We start from the raw sequence: 18,386 nt of genomic DNA on the forward strand, positions 1-18,386 counted from the left end.
AGAATAAATATCATTTTGGTCAATCAGTTTAAAATGTTTCTGATTATTTTTTGTTACACGATGCTATTCACTTCAAATTCTTATTCTCAGAGTGAATATTTACAGGATTCTATTGTAGCTAAAGTAGGTAATATTAATATCACAATTGATGAGTTCGTAAATTGTTATGAATTTGGACCATCATTTTATAAACGAAATAAAGATTCGAAAAAAGTTTTTCTTGATTATCTTATAAACGAAAAGCTACTTGCTATAGATGGTTATAATAGAAAGCTCGATACATTACCAGAGATAAAAAATATAATTCATGAATTTGAAAGTGATTTAGCTACCGAAGAAATGTTCAAACAGGAAATTCAGAAAAACATTTCTTATACAAAAGAAGAAATTGATACCATTGCAAAACAAAAATTAATTGAATTAGAATTAAAGTGGATTTACTCTCCAAATGAAAATGAGATTAGAAAAATTTATGATTCACTTAAAGCAGGAATCGATTTTGATACTTTATTTTACAGGCAATTTAATGATACAATCTATTACGAAGATAGATACCTGAAATCAAATAGATATGTTTTAGGATTGAAAAATTATGAACTCTCAAAAATTGTCGATACTTTAAAAGTAAATACCTTTTCACAACCAATTAAAGCATACGATGGCTGGTACATATTAAAATTAATTAACATTAATTATCCTTTGATTGTAAGTGAGACCGAACAAAATAGAATTATGAAAGAAGCTGAAACTGCTATTATAAAAAAGAAAATGGATAAACTTTCTGATGCTTATGTTCATTCTTTAATGCTAAGTGCTAAACCAGTAATTAAAAGGAAAGCATTCCAGATTTTAAGATCATATCTTGCACAATATGATTTAAGTAAAGAAGTTTATGAAAAGTGGCAATTCTCTCAAATCTTAAAAGATGCATTACATTCATATAACTTATCAGATTTGAATAATATTAATAATATTTCTCTTGTTGAAATGAATAATGGGAATATAACATTAGAAGATTTTCTTAATTGGTTTCGTGCAAGAAGTCAATATATAAAATTAGATAAACGCAGTTTTGCAAATTATTCACGTTCGCTTGAAAATATTATCTGGCTTATGGTTCGTGATAAATTGTTAACTGAACAGGCAAAAGCAAAAGGTTATTTTGAATATGAAAATGTCAAGAAGCAAATTAAATGGTGGAAAGATAAGATACTATATAGTGCTGTAAAAGATGAATTGATAAATTCTATTCATATTGAAGATAAGGAACTGAATTTGTCAAATACAAATACAAGTAAACAATCTTATAATGAACTTATTGAAGCTGAATTAACAAAAAAAATGTTTTACAAATTAAATGAACTAAAGAAAAAGTATTCAGTAACAATTAATGAAAAAGTATTAAAAACAATTAACGTAAGCGAAGAGAACAATATTAAAGCAATTGATTTTTATGTGGTTAAAAGAGGTAACCTGATACCACGAACACCATATCCTGCTATTGATAACTATTGGAAAAGCTGGCAATGAGAAAAGTTATTTATCTATTTCTTATTCTGTTATTTATTTCATGCAGTAAAAATAATAGAGAATTCAAAAATGAAATTATTTACTGGTCATCGAACAATACTGAAGAAATAGAATTTGCAAGGTATATTGTAGATAAATGGAATAAAGAGAATAGTGAATTTAAAGTTAAATTTCAGCCAGTACCAGAAGGACAATCAAGTGAAGAAGTTATTTTAGCAGCAATTGTTGGAAAAACTACACCAGATATTTATTCGAACATGTGGGAAGGTGATGTTGAAAATTATGCAAAAGCTGGAATTCTTGTTGCTTTAGATACTCTAAAAGGATTTATGGAATTTCTATATGAACGATGTGATAGTTCGGTTATAGAAGAAGTTAGATCTTCTGATGGGCATATTTATCAGATACCATGGAAAATAAATCCAATTATGATGATTTATAATGAAAATATTATTAAATCTCTTTCACAAAAAAGTCCACCAAAAACTTATTCGGAGTTTTTTAAGGCAGCAGAAGAATTTAAGAAAGATACAGATGGAGATGGTTATATCGATCGCTGGTTTGGTTATACTGAAACAATTGTTACATGGTGGCAGAGACTTTTTGATTTTTATCCACTTTATCTTGCCGCAACAAACGGTGGTTCGTTAGTAAAAAACAATAAAGCAGCATTCAATAACCAGGCTGCAATAAATGTTTTTAAATTTTTACAAAAACTTTATAAAAATAATTATTTCCCTAAAGAAAGATTATCATCTCGTCAGGATGTTTTCTTAGATGGAATAATTGCTACTCGATTTACTGGACCGTGGGAAATTTCTCACGCAGAAAAATATAAACCAAAATCTTTTCAATATAATTTCAGTACAATGCCAGTTCCAGATAATCATAATGGTCCTGTCTATACGTATGGAGATCCAAAAAATATTGTAATTTTCAAAACCTGTCCCAATCCAAATTTTGCCTGGAAGTTTTTAAAATATTTTCTTAGTGAAGAGAATGACTTAAAATTTCTTGAAATGACAAATCAACTTCCACGCAGAAAGAATATTGATAGTAATCCATTATTCAGAGAATTTTTTTTGAAAAATCCTAAAATGAAAATATTTGCAGAACAAGCAAAGTTTGTAAAAGGAACGGATCAGTCACTCTATCTTAAAGAAGTTTTTGATATAATTTCTTCTGAATACGAAGCATGTGTAATTTATGGAATTAAATCACCTGAACAAGCAATAAGTGATGCAGAAAAATCTGTTAATCTTTTATTTCTGAGATAATTATGAAGAAAAAATTTGTACCGTATTTATTTGTTGCACCTTATATAATTCATTTTCTTTTATTTGTTGGATTCCCTGTAGGATTTTCCATTTACCTTACATTTCACGATTGGAATATAATTTCACCTATGGAATTTATTGGTTTAGCAAACTATGAGAGATTGTTCAACGATACACTTTTCTGGAAATCACTTAAGAATACATTAATATTTTTATTGATTCATATACCACTTCAGATAATAGTAGCACTTTTTTTAGCAGAATTATTGACTCAAAAAATTAAACTAAAAAACTTCTTTCGAGCATCTTACTTTATGCCTGTTGTAGTTTCTGGTGTTGTAATAACAATTTTGTGGCAACAATTGTATGGATTTGAAAGTGGTTTATTAAATAGACTATTAACATATATAGGAATAAAAAAAATTGGATGGTTAACAGATCCCAATTGGGCAATGCCTTCTATTGCGATTATGGCTACATGGAAAAATGTTGGATTATATATTGTGCTGTTTTTAGTTGGACTTCAAACAATTCCACAACAATATTATGAAGCAGCTGAACTTGAAGGAGCTACTCATCTTCAAAAATTTTTTAAGATTACTTTACCAATGATCAATCCTACAATATTTATGGTTGTGATTTTATCTACGATTGGAGGATTTTCATTATTTATTGAACCTTATGTTATGACAGGTGGTGGACCTTTAAATAGTACACTTTCTGCTGTGCTTTATATTTATAAACAGGGATTCTTTTATTATCATATGGGTTATGCTGCCACACTTGGATTTTTCTTTGCATTTATAATTTTACTTGTTGTTTTTATACAAAAAAAATTTGTTGAAAGAGAATATTAGCGATGAAAAAAGTATTGTATTATTCTGTTTTAATTTTAGGTTCATTCATTTTTTTATATCCATTTATCTGGATGCTATCAGCTTCGATTTCACCAGAAAATGAAATTGGAAATCTGATATTTCTTCCATCAAACGTAAATTTTTCTAATTATTTATTGATATTCGATAAAATTCCTATTGATAAAGCATTCATCAATAGTATATTTGTTTCTGTTTCAACAACTCTCGGTGTATTAATATTTAGTTCGATGATTGGATATGCATTATCCCGTCTCGAGTTCAAAGGAAGAGATTTAATTTTTTATATAATTATTTTCACTATGACATTACCATTTCAAATTACTTTAATTCCACAATACATACTCATCGTAAAATTTGGATGGGTAGATTCCTATGCTGGATTAATTGTGCCTTATTTAATTAATGCCTTTGCAATAATTATGTTCAGACAATATTTTAAATCAATTCCACAGGATCTAATAGATGCAGCTCGAATTGATGGTTGTAGTGAATTAAGAATTATTTTTGGAATTCTCTGGCCAAATTCTATTCCAGCAATTATTACTGTTGGAATTATAACATTTATGAATACATGGAATGAAGTGCTCTGGCCTCTTATTGTTATACGAGATGAATCAAAAATGACAATGCCACAATTGGTTACTTTATTTGCTGTAGGGGGGAGAGCAGAATCTCAATTGGGTTTAAAACTTGCAGCTGCAACTCTCCTTGCCTTACCAATTGTAATAGCCTATGTAATCTTTCAAAAATATTTTATTCAAAGTATGGCTTCTTCTGGTTTGAAAGAATAAATAATCAATTAATAAATAAATCGAGGTTGTATTGTTATGCAAATATCAAGGTATATAAAGAATCCTATTATTACAAAAAATGATGTGCCATTTAAAGTAAACAGTATTTTTAATCCTGGAGCTACAAAATTCAAAGATAAATATTTATTACTTTGTAGAATTGAAATGCCCGATGGAAAATCTTCTTTTATAAAAGCAATTAGTGATGATGGATATAATTTTAAACTGGATGAAAAACCTGTCTTAACACCTGATGACCATCATCAATTTATTAACTATGTTAATTGGGGAATTGAAGATCCAAGAATTACTAAGATAAATGATTCATATTTTATAACATATACTGGTTATTCTAAGTATATGCCTCTGGTAATGCTTGCAGAAACAAAAGATTTTGAAAAATTTGAAATTCATGGATTAATAAGTGAACCTTCAAATAAAGATTGTGCAATATTTCCAGAGAAAATTGGTGGCTATTACTGGAAAATTGATAGACCTTCTGCTGAAGAAAGAAAAGATATGTGGATAAGTAAAAGTCCAGATTTAATCCATTGGGGAGATTATAGACTTTTACTCGAACCTGAGAAAGGAACATGGGAACATAATAAAATTGGATTATCAACACCTCCAATAAAAACTAAGGATGGATGGCTTTTGCTCTATCATGGTGTAAGAGGTTTTGGTATTTCTAACCTTTATAAACTTGGTGCATTGTTGTTAGATTTAGAAAAACCATGGATTGTAATTGGTAAAACTAAAGAACCAATTTTATCTCCAGATTTAGATTATGAAAGAATTGGTGATGTACCAAATGTAGTATTTTCTTGCGGATGGATTGATGAACCTGATGGTAAAATAAAAATTTACTATTCAGGGGCAGATTCAAATATCTGTCTTGCCGAAACTACAATTGACGACTTACTATCTCTTTGCAAATAATTGATGAACAAGTATGAAAAGAAAGCTTACTTACATTATATTTTTTGTCACCTATATTTTTGCACGTGCAAATTCAGATTCTCTTTTAATAAATCTTTCTCATCTTAATGATTTGTATGAAGAAATAAATCTGAATGGAAAACATGTTGGCATCATTCATATATACAGTGAATATCCAGATTATAAATGGATTGGCGATGACGACGAAGGAATAGCCTGTGTTGATGATGTAGCACGAGCATCAGTAGTTTATATAAATTATTCTAAATTATTTAATGATATCGAAAGTAAACAAAAAGCAAAAAAGTTGATAGAATTTATTCTATCAATGCAAAATGAAAATGGCTGGTTTTATAATTTTATATTTGATAAAGGAGTTATTAATACTACTCATCAAAATAGCAGAGCAGAACCTAACTGGTGGTCATGGCGTGCTCTGTGGTCTTTAACAATTGCTTATGATTACTTTAAAGAAGATGCTGATTTATCTTTGAGAATAAGTTCAGCTATAAAGAAGACAGTTTTTGCTATTAAAAATTTTTCCATTAAAAATAAATCTACAATTCTTTTAGACGGCTTTAAAAGACCAGCATGGTTACCATACAAATATGCAGCAGATCAATCTGCTCTAATAATTTTATCTCTTGTTAATTATTATAAATCTTTTTGTGATACTTCAGTAATTCCCATAATTAAAGATTACTGTGATGGTATTTTACTAATGCAGGAAGGGAATAAAAATCAATTTCCTTATTATGCATTTCTTAGCTGGGAAAATAGCTGGCATGGTTGGGGAAATTTGCAATCTTATGCTTTATTAAATGCTTATACAATTCTTAATGATAAAAATTTATTACTGGCTGCATTAAACGAAATAGATTACTTCTATAATTTTTTACTAAAAGAAAAATTTATATCCGAATTCAGAATAAGTAAGAATGGAGATGAGATAATTGTTAATGATATAAAAAAATTTCCTCAAATAGCTTATATGATACGTCCAGTGATTTATGCATCAATTAAAGCAGCAGAAATTACAAACCAACAAAAATATTATGAATTAGCATGCAATGTTTTAAAATGGTTTACAGGTTATAACGATGCAAATTTTAAAATGTATAATCCTGAATCTGGCTTATGTTATGATGGTATTATTGATAAGGATAAGATTAATAAAAATTCAGGTGCAGAATCCACAATCGAAGCTCTACTATCTTTATTAGAAATTCATAGATATAAAATTCATGCTCATATAGATAATTCACAAAAATATAAGGAGTAATAATGAAAGTTCATTTCTCTTCAGTTCTTCTTAAACCAAACATTAATCGTGTTATTCTTAGACCTTTTGAACCATTAAATAAAAATAGAATTAAAAATATAGTTAATAGAATTTATTCTTTATCAGAATCAGATGTATTAAATGAATATGAACGCATCAAGAATTTATTTTCATATCGTCATAAAGATATTGAAAAATTTTTTCTTAAAAGGTACAATGAAATAAAGAAATATATTTCTCAACACAATGAAATTTCAGAAACAAAAAAACTATTAATTGGTTCTTACTTTACTAATGAATATTCACTTGAAAGTGCTGCATTATTTAATCCTTCAATGGTGTGGCATCCTGATCAATCTGGTTTACCAGATGATAAGAAGAGATTTATTATAAGTCTAAGAGCTACTGGAGAAGGACATGTATCATCAATAGTTTTTAGAAGTGGTGTGATAGATATGAATAACAATATTGAACTCGACTCACCTTCTGATTTTGCAGAAATGCCTGATATTAATATCATATCTGATGATATGTATGAAGCTAAATTTAATGATTCAGATATTTCAGAAAGAACATTGTTCCCTCAATTAGATCTGGAAATGAATGGTATGGAAGATGCACGTTTTGTTCAATTCACAGAAGAGAACGGAGAACAAATTTATTATGCTACTTATTGTGCTTATGATGGACATAATATTTCCATGCAGCTTTTGAAAACAAAAGATTTTATGAATTTTACAATTGCAAGATTGAAAGGAAGAGAAATTCAAAATAAAGGAATGGCACTTTTCCCAAGAAAAATTAATGGTAAATATGTAATGCTTTCACGACAGGATAATGAAAATAATTTCATAATGTTTTCTGATAATCTATATCAATGGGATACAAAACAGTTAATTATGGAGCCAAAATATCACTGGGAATTTTTTCAGATTGGTAATTGTGGTTCTCCAATAGAAACAGAAAAAGGCTGGTTATGTTTAAGTCATGGAGTAGGACCTGCAAGGCAATACTCAATAGGTGCATTTTTACTTGATAAAAATGATCCTACAAAATTGATAGGCAGATTAAAAACTCCTTTACTCGAAGCAAAAGAACATACAAGAAATGGATACGTTCCCAATGTTGTTTATTCATGTGGTGGAGTAATAAATGGTAATTATCTTGTTTTCCCTTATGCGATGTCTGATTACATAAGTAGTTTTGCTTACGTTGATGTTAATGAATTACTTGATAAATTATTAAATGAAAAATGAATAGAAAATCAATAATAATTATCATTGTTGTTTTCATTGGTTCTTTCCAGATTTCAAAATCAAAAAGTTTTGAAAAAATTGTTTTCAATAAAAAATCTGAAATTGAAGTTGGTAGTTTTTATGCTGGTGTTGAATTCCATAATAGTGTACCAGTTCCTCAAAGAATCAGTTTTTATTATCCAGTTGCAAATAGTATCGACTTGAGTACAGATTACTGGCATCGTGATACTTCGTATGTAATGAACTTGGGATTAAAATTTGGTGAGAAATTAGAGTGGCTTAACGATCAACAATTCAGTTATGAACTTACTCCATATACAATCAAGTTTTTCAAAGAAGATGAAGAAAAATTAATTGAGATTTCATATCAGTTTGCAAAAAATAAATCTGCTGTTGTTATATCATATTCTATAACTAATAATTCTAATGATTCAAAAAATGTAGAACTTTTTACAATATTAGCTTTGTCTTTTAGAACAAGTCATACTTATGCAATCAGGAATGAAATAAAAACTTCTTTAATAAATGCAGATAAAATAATTCTTGCTGAACATTTATCATCAGAAACTAAGAATACACTTTTATACATTTTGAATCCAGGAGAAAAACCTTATGAAATTTCTTTTAGTGATTCCACAAATAATGTTCCGAATTTTAAAGAGTTTGCTACAAGTAAATTAGTAGAACCACCGTCAACTAATCTTGTTTATAAAAAAACTATCAAACCAAAAGAAAAATTTGTTGTTGAACAAATTATTGGTACGTGTAAACCAGTAGAGTCATCAAATGATATTACGTACTTGATCAATAATTACAAGAAGGAAATAAATGATTATGATAATTATATACTTTCAAAAATATCTGATATTGATGTAATTAAAAGTGGTGATGATATAATTGATAGAACAGTAGATTGGTCAAAAACTATACTTGAAGTTAATAGACATTATCTGGATGGTAATATTGTTCCTATGCCATGTCCAGCAGAATATAATTTCTATTTTACGCATGATGTGTTAATGACAGATTATGTTGCAGTAAAATTTGATCTTCAAAGAGTAAAAGATGATCTCGAGTTTATTATTAAACATGCTAATAGCCAATTTGTTATTCCTCATGCATACTACTGGAAGGACTCAACTTTTGTTACTGAATATGCAAATTATGATAACTGGAATAATTGCTGGTTTATTATTGTGGCTGCTGAATACTTAAAGTACTCAAAAGATAAAAAGTTTATAGAAAAAATATATCCTTATTTAGAAAAATCGTTGTCCACAATTTTAATGACAAAAGGGAATGATGATTTAATATGGTCGTATCGTCCAGATTGGTGGGATATAGGAAAGAATTATGGTCAGCGAAGTTATATGACAATTTTAGCAATAAAGTCTATTCGTTCTTTTATTTATATCTCGGTAGTTATTGAAACGAATCAGGATAAACTTTGTGAATATGAAGACCTGGCTGATAGAATAGAAAAAAGTTTGAATGAAAAGTTATGGTCTGATAATTATAATTATTTGATGAATTATTTAGAATCAAATGCAATTGATGAACATTATTACTGTGGTTCACTTTTAGCAGCTCACTTTAATTTAATTGATACTTCAAAAATTTATCAAATGATTAAAACAGCAGAAAATTTTATTGTAGATAACGAAATTGGTGTCCATACTGTATATCCAATGGATTTTGATACATTAAAAAATATCTGGCATTTCTTAGGTGACGAAGCTGGAAAGAAATTTTATTATTTAAATGGTGGAATCTGGTTTCACTCAAATGCTTGGTATGTTCTGGCTCTTATTTCTGCTGATTTGAAAAACAAAGCATTTGATTTTATTAGAAATGTTATGATTATCGATGGAATAATCAATAGTCCTAATGGACAACCAGCAATGTACGAAGTAAGATGTAGCGATAATAATAATTTCAATACTTATGGTAAAGTTGATAAACCACATTTTTTATGGGCTGCAGGATGGTATTTATACACACTTTATCATTTATTCTTATTGAAAGATAATGAATGGAACATTGAATTAAATCCATATTTATTACCAGAACAAAAAGAATGTAAAATGAATCTGAATATCAATGACAATCTCTCTTCAGTTTCTATAAAAAGAAATAAATCTCTGGAAGTTAATATTGATGGCAAAACAATAAACTCGTTTGTTCTACCAGAAAATTTAAATAATACTGATGTTGTTAATATTTTATTGGGAGAATTAAAAACACCTTTCTTGAAATCTACTAATTCAATTCTTAGAGATATAAAATATGATAATGGAAATATGAAATTAAAGTTTGGAGCTTTTGAAGGTCATAAAAACAAAACAACTATTGTTTGTAAAAGTCTTCCTGTAGAAATAAAATCTTTATTGAATAACACACTTAAATATAATTTTCAAAAAATTAAAGATGGATGGGAAATTGAGATCTATTTTAAGCATAATAAAAAAGAAGAAGAACTAATCATAAAATTTTAATATCTAAAAAGGTATAAATTTATGTACAAAATAATTTATCTCAATGATAACTGGAAATTAAAAATAGGTGATAATCATTCTAAGTCAACACCAGACTTCATTAAGAAAATTAAAGATATACCAGCTGAAGTACCTGGAACAGTACACACTACACTTTTGAAAAATAATTTAATTGAAGATCCATTTTATTCTGATAATGAAATAAAAATGCGATGGATATCAGAATCTGATTGGATTTATCAAACGACTTTTGATTTTCCATCAGAAAATAAAAAGAATTCTTTGCCAGTAAAATTGGTATTTGAAGGTATCGATACTATTGCCAGGATTTATTTTAATAATGTTTTACTGGGCTCAACTTCAAATATGTTTTTAAAATATGAATATGATATAACTAAGTTAATTAAACCTGAGAACAATGAATTAACATTACATTTTACATCTCCAGTAAATTATGCAATTGAGCAGGAGAATATTCATGGTAAACTTCCTGTTGCACTGGAATCACATAGAGTTTATATACGAAAAGCTCAATATTCATTTGGCTGGGATTGGGGACCATCTTTTCCTACTATGGGAATCTGGAAAAATGTCTATCTAAAATGTGAAAGTAAAGCAGAAGTAGAAAATATCTTTTTTAATACTCTGGAAATAACAAACAATTATGCTGTTGTAGAAATTCTTTTTAGTGTGAATAAAAATTCCGATGAAGAAATATCTGCATCAATAAAATTTGCTGACAAAAATTACGTTATACAAACTGCCAGAAATATAAATAGAGTAATATTTAAAGTTGAAAATCCCAAACTATGGATGCCTGCTGGCTATGGTGAACAGAATTTATATGAGATTGAAGTTATATTATTCAATAAACATAATGAAATACTGAATTCTATTACAAGAAAAGTTGGTATAAGAAAAATTGAACTACAATTGAAAGATGATGATAAAAATACTTTTAGATTTCTTGTAAATGGAGAAAAAATTTTTGCAAAAGGTGTAAATTGGATTCCTGCAGATTCATTTCTAACAAGAGTTAAAAAAGATACCTATCATAAACTCATCACTTATGCTAAAGATGCAAATGTAAATTTTATTAGAGTATGGGGCGGTGGTATTTATGAAGACGATTACTTTTATAACTTATGCGATGAACTTGGGATTCTTGTATGGCAGGACTTTATGTTTGCTTGTGCTGCATATCCAGAACATCATGATTTTTTGAATAATATTGAAAATGAAATTTTATATAATGTTAGTAGACTGCAATATCATCCTTCTATTGCAATATGGTGTGGTAATAATGAAAACGAGTGGATCTGGTATCAAGAACAGAAATGTAGTTATAAAAAAATGCCTGGTTATAAAATATTTAGTAAAATCATTCCTAAAATTCTAAAAAAAATTGATCCCTTTAGACCTTACTGGGAATCTTCTCCATTTGGCTTTGATGAAGATCCAAATTCTGTTAATAGTGGAAATCGCCATCAATGGGAGATATGGAGCAGGTGGATTGATTATAATTATGTGAAATATGATAATAGTTTATTTGTAACAGAATTTGGATTTCAAGCACCTGCAAATCAATCTACTCTTGAAAAAGTTATTCCAGAAGAAGAACGAAGAATTAATAGTAGAATTTTTGAATTTCATAATAAACAAATAGAAGGGAATGAAAGGTTAATAAAATTTTTAATCTCACATTTACCATTAAGTAATAAGTGGGATGAATTTATTTATTTGACTCAGCTTAATCAGGGCTTGGCACTTAAAACCTGCATTGAACACTGGAGATTTAATCAACCTAAAACAAATGGAACAATTATTTGGCAACTTAATGATACCTGGCCAGTTGTAAGCTGGTCTTTAATCGATAGTGAACTTATACCAAAATTATCATATTATTTTGTAAAAGAAGCATTTAGTGAAATAGCTTTGAAATTTATAGCAGATGATAAAGAAATATCTATAATTGGATTAAATCAGAGAAAAAATAAATTTTCAGGTAAATTAAACTTACTGATAATAAATTCTAATAATGGGGATGTAGTATTTGAAAAGAATAAATCTATTGTGATAAAAGAGAATTCCATTCATAATATACTTTCATTGAATAATCGTTTTAAACAATCTGATATTTTAATTGCAACACTTTATGATGATAATAACAAACAGGTTTTTCGTAACTTTTATACATTCAATGAGTGGAAGTATATTAAACTTCCTGAAACTAAAATTAATTTTGAACTAAAAAATCAAAATCAGGAAAATTATTTAGACATAACAACAGATAAACCTGCTTTTTTTGTTGATATTGTTATTTCAGGTGCAATATTAGAAGAAAGAGGATTCATAATTGTTCCTGGTGAAACAAAATTAATTAAAGTGAATAATCTGCAGAATTCAAAAATTAACAAAAAGAATGTTTCTGTTTTTTGTTTAAATCAATTTTTATGTAAGTAATTTATGATAAAGAGAAATAATATCGGGCTCTTATTAATTTTTTTTACAATCAATATCTATTCTCAACAAATTAGTATTGAACGAATTGAAAAAATGCCAAATATTCCATCACCATATCACATGAGAAACTGGAAACAGGTAGCAAGAGGCTATGATTCATTAATCTATAATATCAATGCAAAAGGAGAATATTTACCTTTAGTATTTTTGAATTATAATACACTGAATTATCCAGACCATGTAAGTTTTGGTTTGCATTCATATGTTGGAACTAATTATCCATCTAATAGTGAAGCAATAAATGTTTTACCTTCATTGGTTGGATCAACTTTAGTTGGAATTAATAAAAGAAATCAATTTGGTTATGATTGGATTAAAATGAGCAGAGAGTATTTCAATAAACGACCTGAAATGAATGTGTATAAAAATTCACCTTATGATAATTCTTATGATGATTGGTGGTATGAAACAATACCTAATTTATTTTTTTATCAATTGTATTCTCTCTATCCAGATATCGAAGACTATGACTATCAATTTAAAACCATAGCAGAACGATTCTTGGAAGTTGTAAAATTAAGTGGTGGAAATGTTACACCATGGAAAATTCCTGATTTTAATTATAGAGGCTGGGATTTTATAAATAAAAAGCCTTACCAAGTTGGTGTTGCAGAACCAGAAACAGCAGGAGCTATTGCTTATATACTTTACAATGCATATCTGGTTACACAAGAAAAAAAATATTTAATTGGTGCTGAATTGTCTTTAGAGTATCTCAATTCATTAATTGTTAATCCAGCTTATGAAATACAATTGCCATACGGAGTTTATACTGCTGCAAGAATGAATGCTGAAATTGGGACAGATTATGATTTAGAAAAAATGTTTAAATGGTGTTTTAGTTATACGAATTTAAGAAGATGGAATGTATTAACTGGAAAGTGGGGAGTATATGATATTAATGGTTTAATTGGAGAAGATTCAGAAAGGCAATACGCATTTTCAATGAATACATTTCAACAAATTGCAGCACTTGTTCCAGTTGCAAGATATGATGAAAGATTTGCTCGAGCAATTGGTAAATGGATATTAAATGCTGCCAATTCATTAAGATTATTTTATAGCAAATTTTTAGATGATATAAGACAGGATAGTGAAAATTGGTCTCATCTCTATGATCCTGATTCTTATATTGCTTATGAATCATTATTAAAATTAGATTCAGGCTGGCCACTGGCTACAGGAGATGCGATTAAAGGTGGATGGGCTAAAACAAATTTATCGCTTTATAGTTCTTCTTCAGTTGGTTATTTAGCTGCAATTGTTGATACTACTGATATCCCAAAAATTTTAAAATTAGATTTGAATAAAACAGATTTTTTTCAGAAGAAAGCATATCCAACTTTTTTGTTGTTCAATCCTTATGATGAAGCAAAGACTGTGAAAATCGATCTCCCTGATGGTGTTTTTGATATATATGAAACAACAAGCAATACTTTTATTAATTATGGTGTATCAAATTATGCTGAAATATTAATTCCTTCGAATAATGCTTTAGTGATTGTTCTTGCACCTTATAATGGTGAAAAAAAATATGAACTCAATAAGTTATTAATTAATGACATTGTAGTTGATTACAATGTGAATCAAAGTGTTGAGAATTATCCACCACGAATAAAAAGTCTTGCTGCAGTTTCAGAAGAAATATTAAAGAATACATCAACTAAAATTTATTGTACAGCAGTAGATAAAAATGAAAGTGTATTAAATTATTATTGGTATGTAAACGAAGGAAGTATCAAGGGAGAAGGATCTGTAATTGATTATTTTGCTCCTGACAAAGCTACTCAAGATACAATAAAAGTAATAGTAGTAGATTCAAAAGGTGAAAAAGATTCATCTAAATTAATTCTAAATGTTGTTGATTATTTAAATCGTTCACCAAAAATAAATTCTATAAAAGCAACTCCAAGAAAAATTAAACCTGCTACAACTACCAGATTATTTTGCTTTGCAGAAGATGAAGATGATGATAGTCTAATTTATTATTGGAGTAGTGATGTAGGTAGTATTGAACCAGATTTAAATTATGCTTTGTGGACTGCCCCAAATTATGAAGGAGATTTTTATATTAAATGTATTGTAAGTGATATAAGAGGGAATATAACAGAAGATAGTTTGAAAATAATGGTTAGAAATTTTTCTGATTATTCTTCAGCTAATCTTGTATTGTATTTACCATTTAATAATAATGTAAATGATGAAAGTGGAAATGCTAATAGTGTAATAAACTATGGTGCAACATTTGTTGAAGATAAATATGGAGTGAAATCATCTGCATTATATTTTGATGGTTTTAATGATTACGTATTAATAAAGAATAATACATTATTGAATTTTCAAGATGCTATTGGTATAAGTTTTTGGATTAAACAGGATGGAATTAGTAATAAAGAAATGTATATAATTTCTCATGGTAGCTGGGATAAACGTTATAAAATATCGATAGCAAATAAAAAACTAAGATGGACAATTAAAACAGATAAATTAAGTAATAACATATTTGATCTTGACAGTGAATCTGAAATCAAACCTAATGAATTTATTTTTTGTGTTGTAAATTATAATGGTCAGGATGTTGAGCTGTGGATTAATGGTGAATTAGATTCATTTGCTCAGTGGACTGGTAAATTACAAACAACAAATATTGATTTAACAATAGCTCAAATGCTTCCAGATAATTCTAATTATAATTTTAAAGGTGTTATTGATGACATAAGAATTTATAATAATGCCTTAATGCCTGGTGATATCAAAAATTTATATTCAATTAATAGTTATTTGAAAGATGAACTTAATTATTCTGATTTGCAGAGCTTAGATATTTCTAATTTTCCAAATCCTTTTAATTCTACAACTTCTATTGTCTATAAAATATCGAATCCAGCGAAAGTTCTTATTGAAGTTTATAATGTACTTGGTCAAAAAATAAATACATTAGTGGATAAAGAACAATCTTCTGGCTTATATGAAATTACTTGGAATGGTAAAAATAATTATGGGATAGATGTACCATCAGGAATCTATTTTTGTGTTATAAAAACAAAACAAGAAATGAAAATGAGAAAATTAATTTTGATAAAATAAAGTTAGAGGATATTAATGGCAGAAGTAAAATTATTAAATGTTACAAAAGTTTATAATTCTGGGAGTGTTGCAGTAAAAAATGTAAATATTATTGTAAATGATGGAGAGTTTTTAGTACTTGTTGGTCCAACTGGTTGTGGAAAATCAACGATATTGAGAATGATAGCAGGCCTGGAAGAAATAACAAGTGGCGAACTTTATATTGATGGTAAATTAATGAATAATGTTCCACCATCGAAACGTGATATAGCAATGGTATTTCAAAATTATGCATTATATCCACACATGACAGTTTATGATAACATTGCGTTCGGATTAAAATTAAGAAAATATTCCAGAGATGAAATTAAAAAGAAAGTTTTAACTACTGCAAAAATTTTGGGTCTGGAAAATTTTCTCGATAAAAAACCTAAAGAACTTTCAGGTGGACAAAAACAAAGAGTAGCCGTAGGAAGAGCAATTGTAAGAAATCCAAAAGTATTTTTATTTGATGAACCATTAAGTAATCTCGATGCAAAAATGAGAGTTATGATGCGTGCAGAAATCTCAAAATTACATCGAGAAATTAAAGGTACAACAATCTATGTAACTCATGATCAAGTAGAAGCAATGACAATGGGAGATAGAATAGTAATTCTTAAAGATGGAGAAGTTCAACAAATTGATACACCTTTGAATTTATATAAATATCCAGTAAATAAATTTGTAGCTGGATTTATTGGAAGTCCATCTATGAATTTTTTAGAAGGTGAAATAGTAAATGGTAGTAATATAAAATTCAGAAGTCTACATAATTCCATATCAATCAATTTAGAAAATAAAGAAGCCTCAAAGTTAAGTGAATATATTTATAAGAAAGTATTTTTAGGAGTAAGACCAGAACATATTATTATTAATGATAATACAAGATATGATTATGAATGTAGTATTGATCTTGTAGAACCAATGGGCAATGAATTATTTATTTACTTTAAAGTTGAAGACACAAATTTTGTTGCTAAATCATTTGCATCCGAAATACCTCAGGTAGGCACAAAAATAAAAATATCTTTCGATCCTCAGAAATTATACTTTTTTGATTATGAAAGTGGGCTGGCGATATATTAATGTTATTTTTGAAAACTGAAAAAGAGTTAATCAATTTTCAAAATTATTATCTTATGACTAAATCTTAAGATATAGTTTTAAGATATGATGACTTTATTCATATGTGGTTCAATTCCTGTAAATATTAATCCATTCTATTTATTTTACAAAATCGTTGTTTATATCAAATCCATACATTTCTTAAGTACTAATTTTATTAATGGTTAAAATTATTGATTATTAGCTAAAAACCATCTCTATTATATATACAGAATTACTGAAGTTTAATCATTACAAGGGAATTAATTGTGTTATTTCTAAAAAATTGGATTCTTACTTAAGATAGGAGTAATTTTTTATTTAATATCTAAAAGATGTATTTATTCAAAAAAGAAGAAAATTTTATATTTTTTACTATAGAATTATCAGAGGGTACAATGAAACCATTAAAAACTAATCGAAGAATATTTCTAAAATCTTTTGGTTCGCTTGCCGCTCTTTCTTTTCTATCTTTTTGTGAAAATTCTCGTGTAACAGAACCATTTTTTAATGATAATAATACTGATAATAATAGTTCTGTTACCAGTACAGATCTTGTTTTATCTGGCTCTGAACAAGAAATTGCATCGAATATTAAAATGCAATATTCCTTGATTGAATATTTAGCAAAAAATACTGGCAAAGAAAAAGTTATTGCTTATTATGATAATGGTTTATTAAAGAAATTATCTATTTCTATAGTTAAAGGAAATCTTGCAAGTTATCCTTATTTAAGATTAACAAAACAGGAAAATAATGAGAGTGTTAATATTCTCTGGGGGATGGAAGGAATTTATCCATCATTAAAATTTGTTGATGATAATGGTAAGATTATCGAGAAAGAAAATGAGAAATTAGAATTCGCACTGAAAAAAACTGATGACAGAGATTATACACCTATGGATTGGTTAAAGCTTGGAGTAAAGATATTTGCTTTTGGTTTGCTGGTATGGCTTGGTGCTACTGTATTAAAATATGTTATTGCTGCAATTGCTTTCGTAGCATTCAATGCTCTTGTTCTTGGAATAGTAATAGCTGGATTAACATTAATTATTCCATTTGTTAAATGGCTTATAGATCGAACTGGTTGGACAAAAGATAGTGTTAAAGATTTCTTTAATAATTCCTTTAATGAAATTTTAAATTTCTTACTCGAGATACAAAGATACTTGTTAGAAAGATGATTAATTTTTAATAACACTT

12 protein-coding genes are annotated in these 18,386 nt (G+C 27.9%); all 12 read left to right on the plus strand.

Features of this window, described 5'->3' with window-relative positions:
* The first annotated feature begins 60 nt into the window (after nucleotides 1–60).
* The 12 genes from VJY38_RS08545 to VJY38_RS08600 all read left to right on the plus strand — a co-directional run bounded on the left by VJY38_RS08545 (nucleotide 61) and on the right by VJY38_RS08600 (nucleotide 18,367).
* Nucleotides 61–1,530, plus strand: a complete 1,470-nt coding sequence (locus VJY38_RS08545; protein WP_353680272.1) for a peptidylprolyl isomerase — start codon at nucleotides 61–63, stop codon at nucleotides 1,528–1,530.
* The gene (locus VJY38_RS08550; RefSeq protein WP_353680273.1) at nucleotides 1,527–2,807 is read left to right on the plus strand and encodes an extracellular solute-binding protein; all 1,281 of its coding nucleotides are present in this window, start codon (nucleotides 1,527–1,529) and stop codon (nucleotides 2,805–2,807) included. The genes VJY38_RS08545 and VJY38_RS08550 overlap by 4 nt, the downstream gene beginning before the upstream one ends.
* A 2-nt stretch (nucleotides 2,808–2,809) precedes the next feature.
* Complete coding sequence (locus tag VJY38_RS08555; protein ID WP_353680274.1) at nucleotides 2,810–3,664, plus strand: carbohydrate ABC transporter permease; 855 nt, start codon at nucleotides 2,810–2,812, stop codon at nucleotides 3,662–3,664.
* Nucleotides 3,665–3,666: 2 nt separating this feature from the next.
* Nucleotides 3,667–4,476 carry a carbohydrate ABC transporter permease gene (locus VJY38_RS08560; RefSeq protein WP_353680275.1) on the plus strand — a complete coding sequence of 270 codons (810 nt, stop codon included), beginning with the start codon at nucleotides 3,667–3,669 and terminating at the stop codon, nucleotides 4,474–4,476.
* 36 nt (nucleotides 4,477–4,512) lie between these two features.
* On the plus strand, nucleotides 4,513–5,415 hold the full coding sequence (locus VJY38_RS08565) for a glycoside hydrolase family 130 protein (RefSeq protein ID WP_353680276.1): 903 nt from the start codon (nucleotides 4,513–4,515) through the stop codon (nucleotides 5,413–5,415).
* Between the two features lie 13 nt (nucleotides 5,416–5,428).
* Nucleotides 5,429–6,697, plus strand: a complete 1,269-nt coding sequence (locus tag VJY38_RS08570; RefSeq protein WP_353680277.1) for a hypothetical protein — start codon at nucleotides 5,429–5,431, stop codon at nucleotides 6,695–6,697.
* 2 nt (nucleotides 6,698–6,699) lie between these two features.
* Nucleotides 6,700–7,953 carry a glycoside hydrolase family 130 protein gene (locus tag VJY38_RS08575; protein ID WP_353680278.1) on the plus strand — a complete coding sequence of 418 codons (1,254 nt, stop codon included), beginning with the start codon at nucleotides 6,700–6,702 and terminating at the stop codon, nucleotides 7,951–7,953.
* A complete protein-coding gene (locus VJY38_RS08580; RefSeq protein ID WP_353680279.1) occupies nucleotides 7,950–10,448 on the plus strand; it encodes an amylo-alpha-1,6-glucosidase in 2,499 nt (832 codons plus the stop codon). Before VJY38_RS08575 ends, VJY38_RS08580 begins: the two co-directional genes overlap by 4 nt.
* Before the next feature lie 21 nt (nucleotides 10,449–10,469).
* Nucleotides 10,470–12,911 carry a glycoside hydrolase family 2 protein gene (locus tag VJY38_RS08585; protein ID WP_353680280.1) on the plus strand — a complete coding sequence of 814 codons (2,442 nt, stop codon included), beginning with the start codon at nucleotides 10,470–10,472 and terminating at the stop codon, nucleotides 12,909–12,911.
* Nucleotides 12,912–12,914: 3 nt separating this feature from the next.
* Entirely contained in the window at nucleotides 12,915–16,058 is a 3,144-nt protein-coding gene (locus VJY38_RS08590; protein WP_353680281.1) for a LamG-like jellyroll fold domain-containing protein, read from the plus strand.
* 15 nt (nucleotides 16,059–16,073) lie between these two features.
* Complete coding sequence (locus VJY38_RS08595; RefSeq protein ID WP_353680282.1) at nucleotides 16,074–17,165, plus strand: ABC transporter ATP-binding protein; 1,092 nt, start codon at nucleotides 16,074–16,076, stop codon at nucleotides 17,163–17,165.
* Between the two features lie 416 nt (nucleotides 17,166–17,581).
* Complete coding sequence (locus VJY38_RS08600; RefSeq protein WP_353680283.1) at nucleotides 17,582–18,367, plus strand: hypothetical protein; 786 nt, start codon at nucleotides 17,582–17,584, stop codon at nucleotides 18,365–18,367.
* Nucleotides 18,368–18,386: the final 19 nt, after the last annotated feature.

The sequence above is a fragment of the Rosettibacter firmus genome (assembly GCF_036860695.1).
Taxonomy (GTDB): Bacteria; Bacteroidota; Ignavibacteria; order Ignavibacteriales; family Melioribacteraceae; genus Rosettibacter; species Rosettibacter firmus.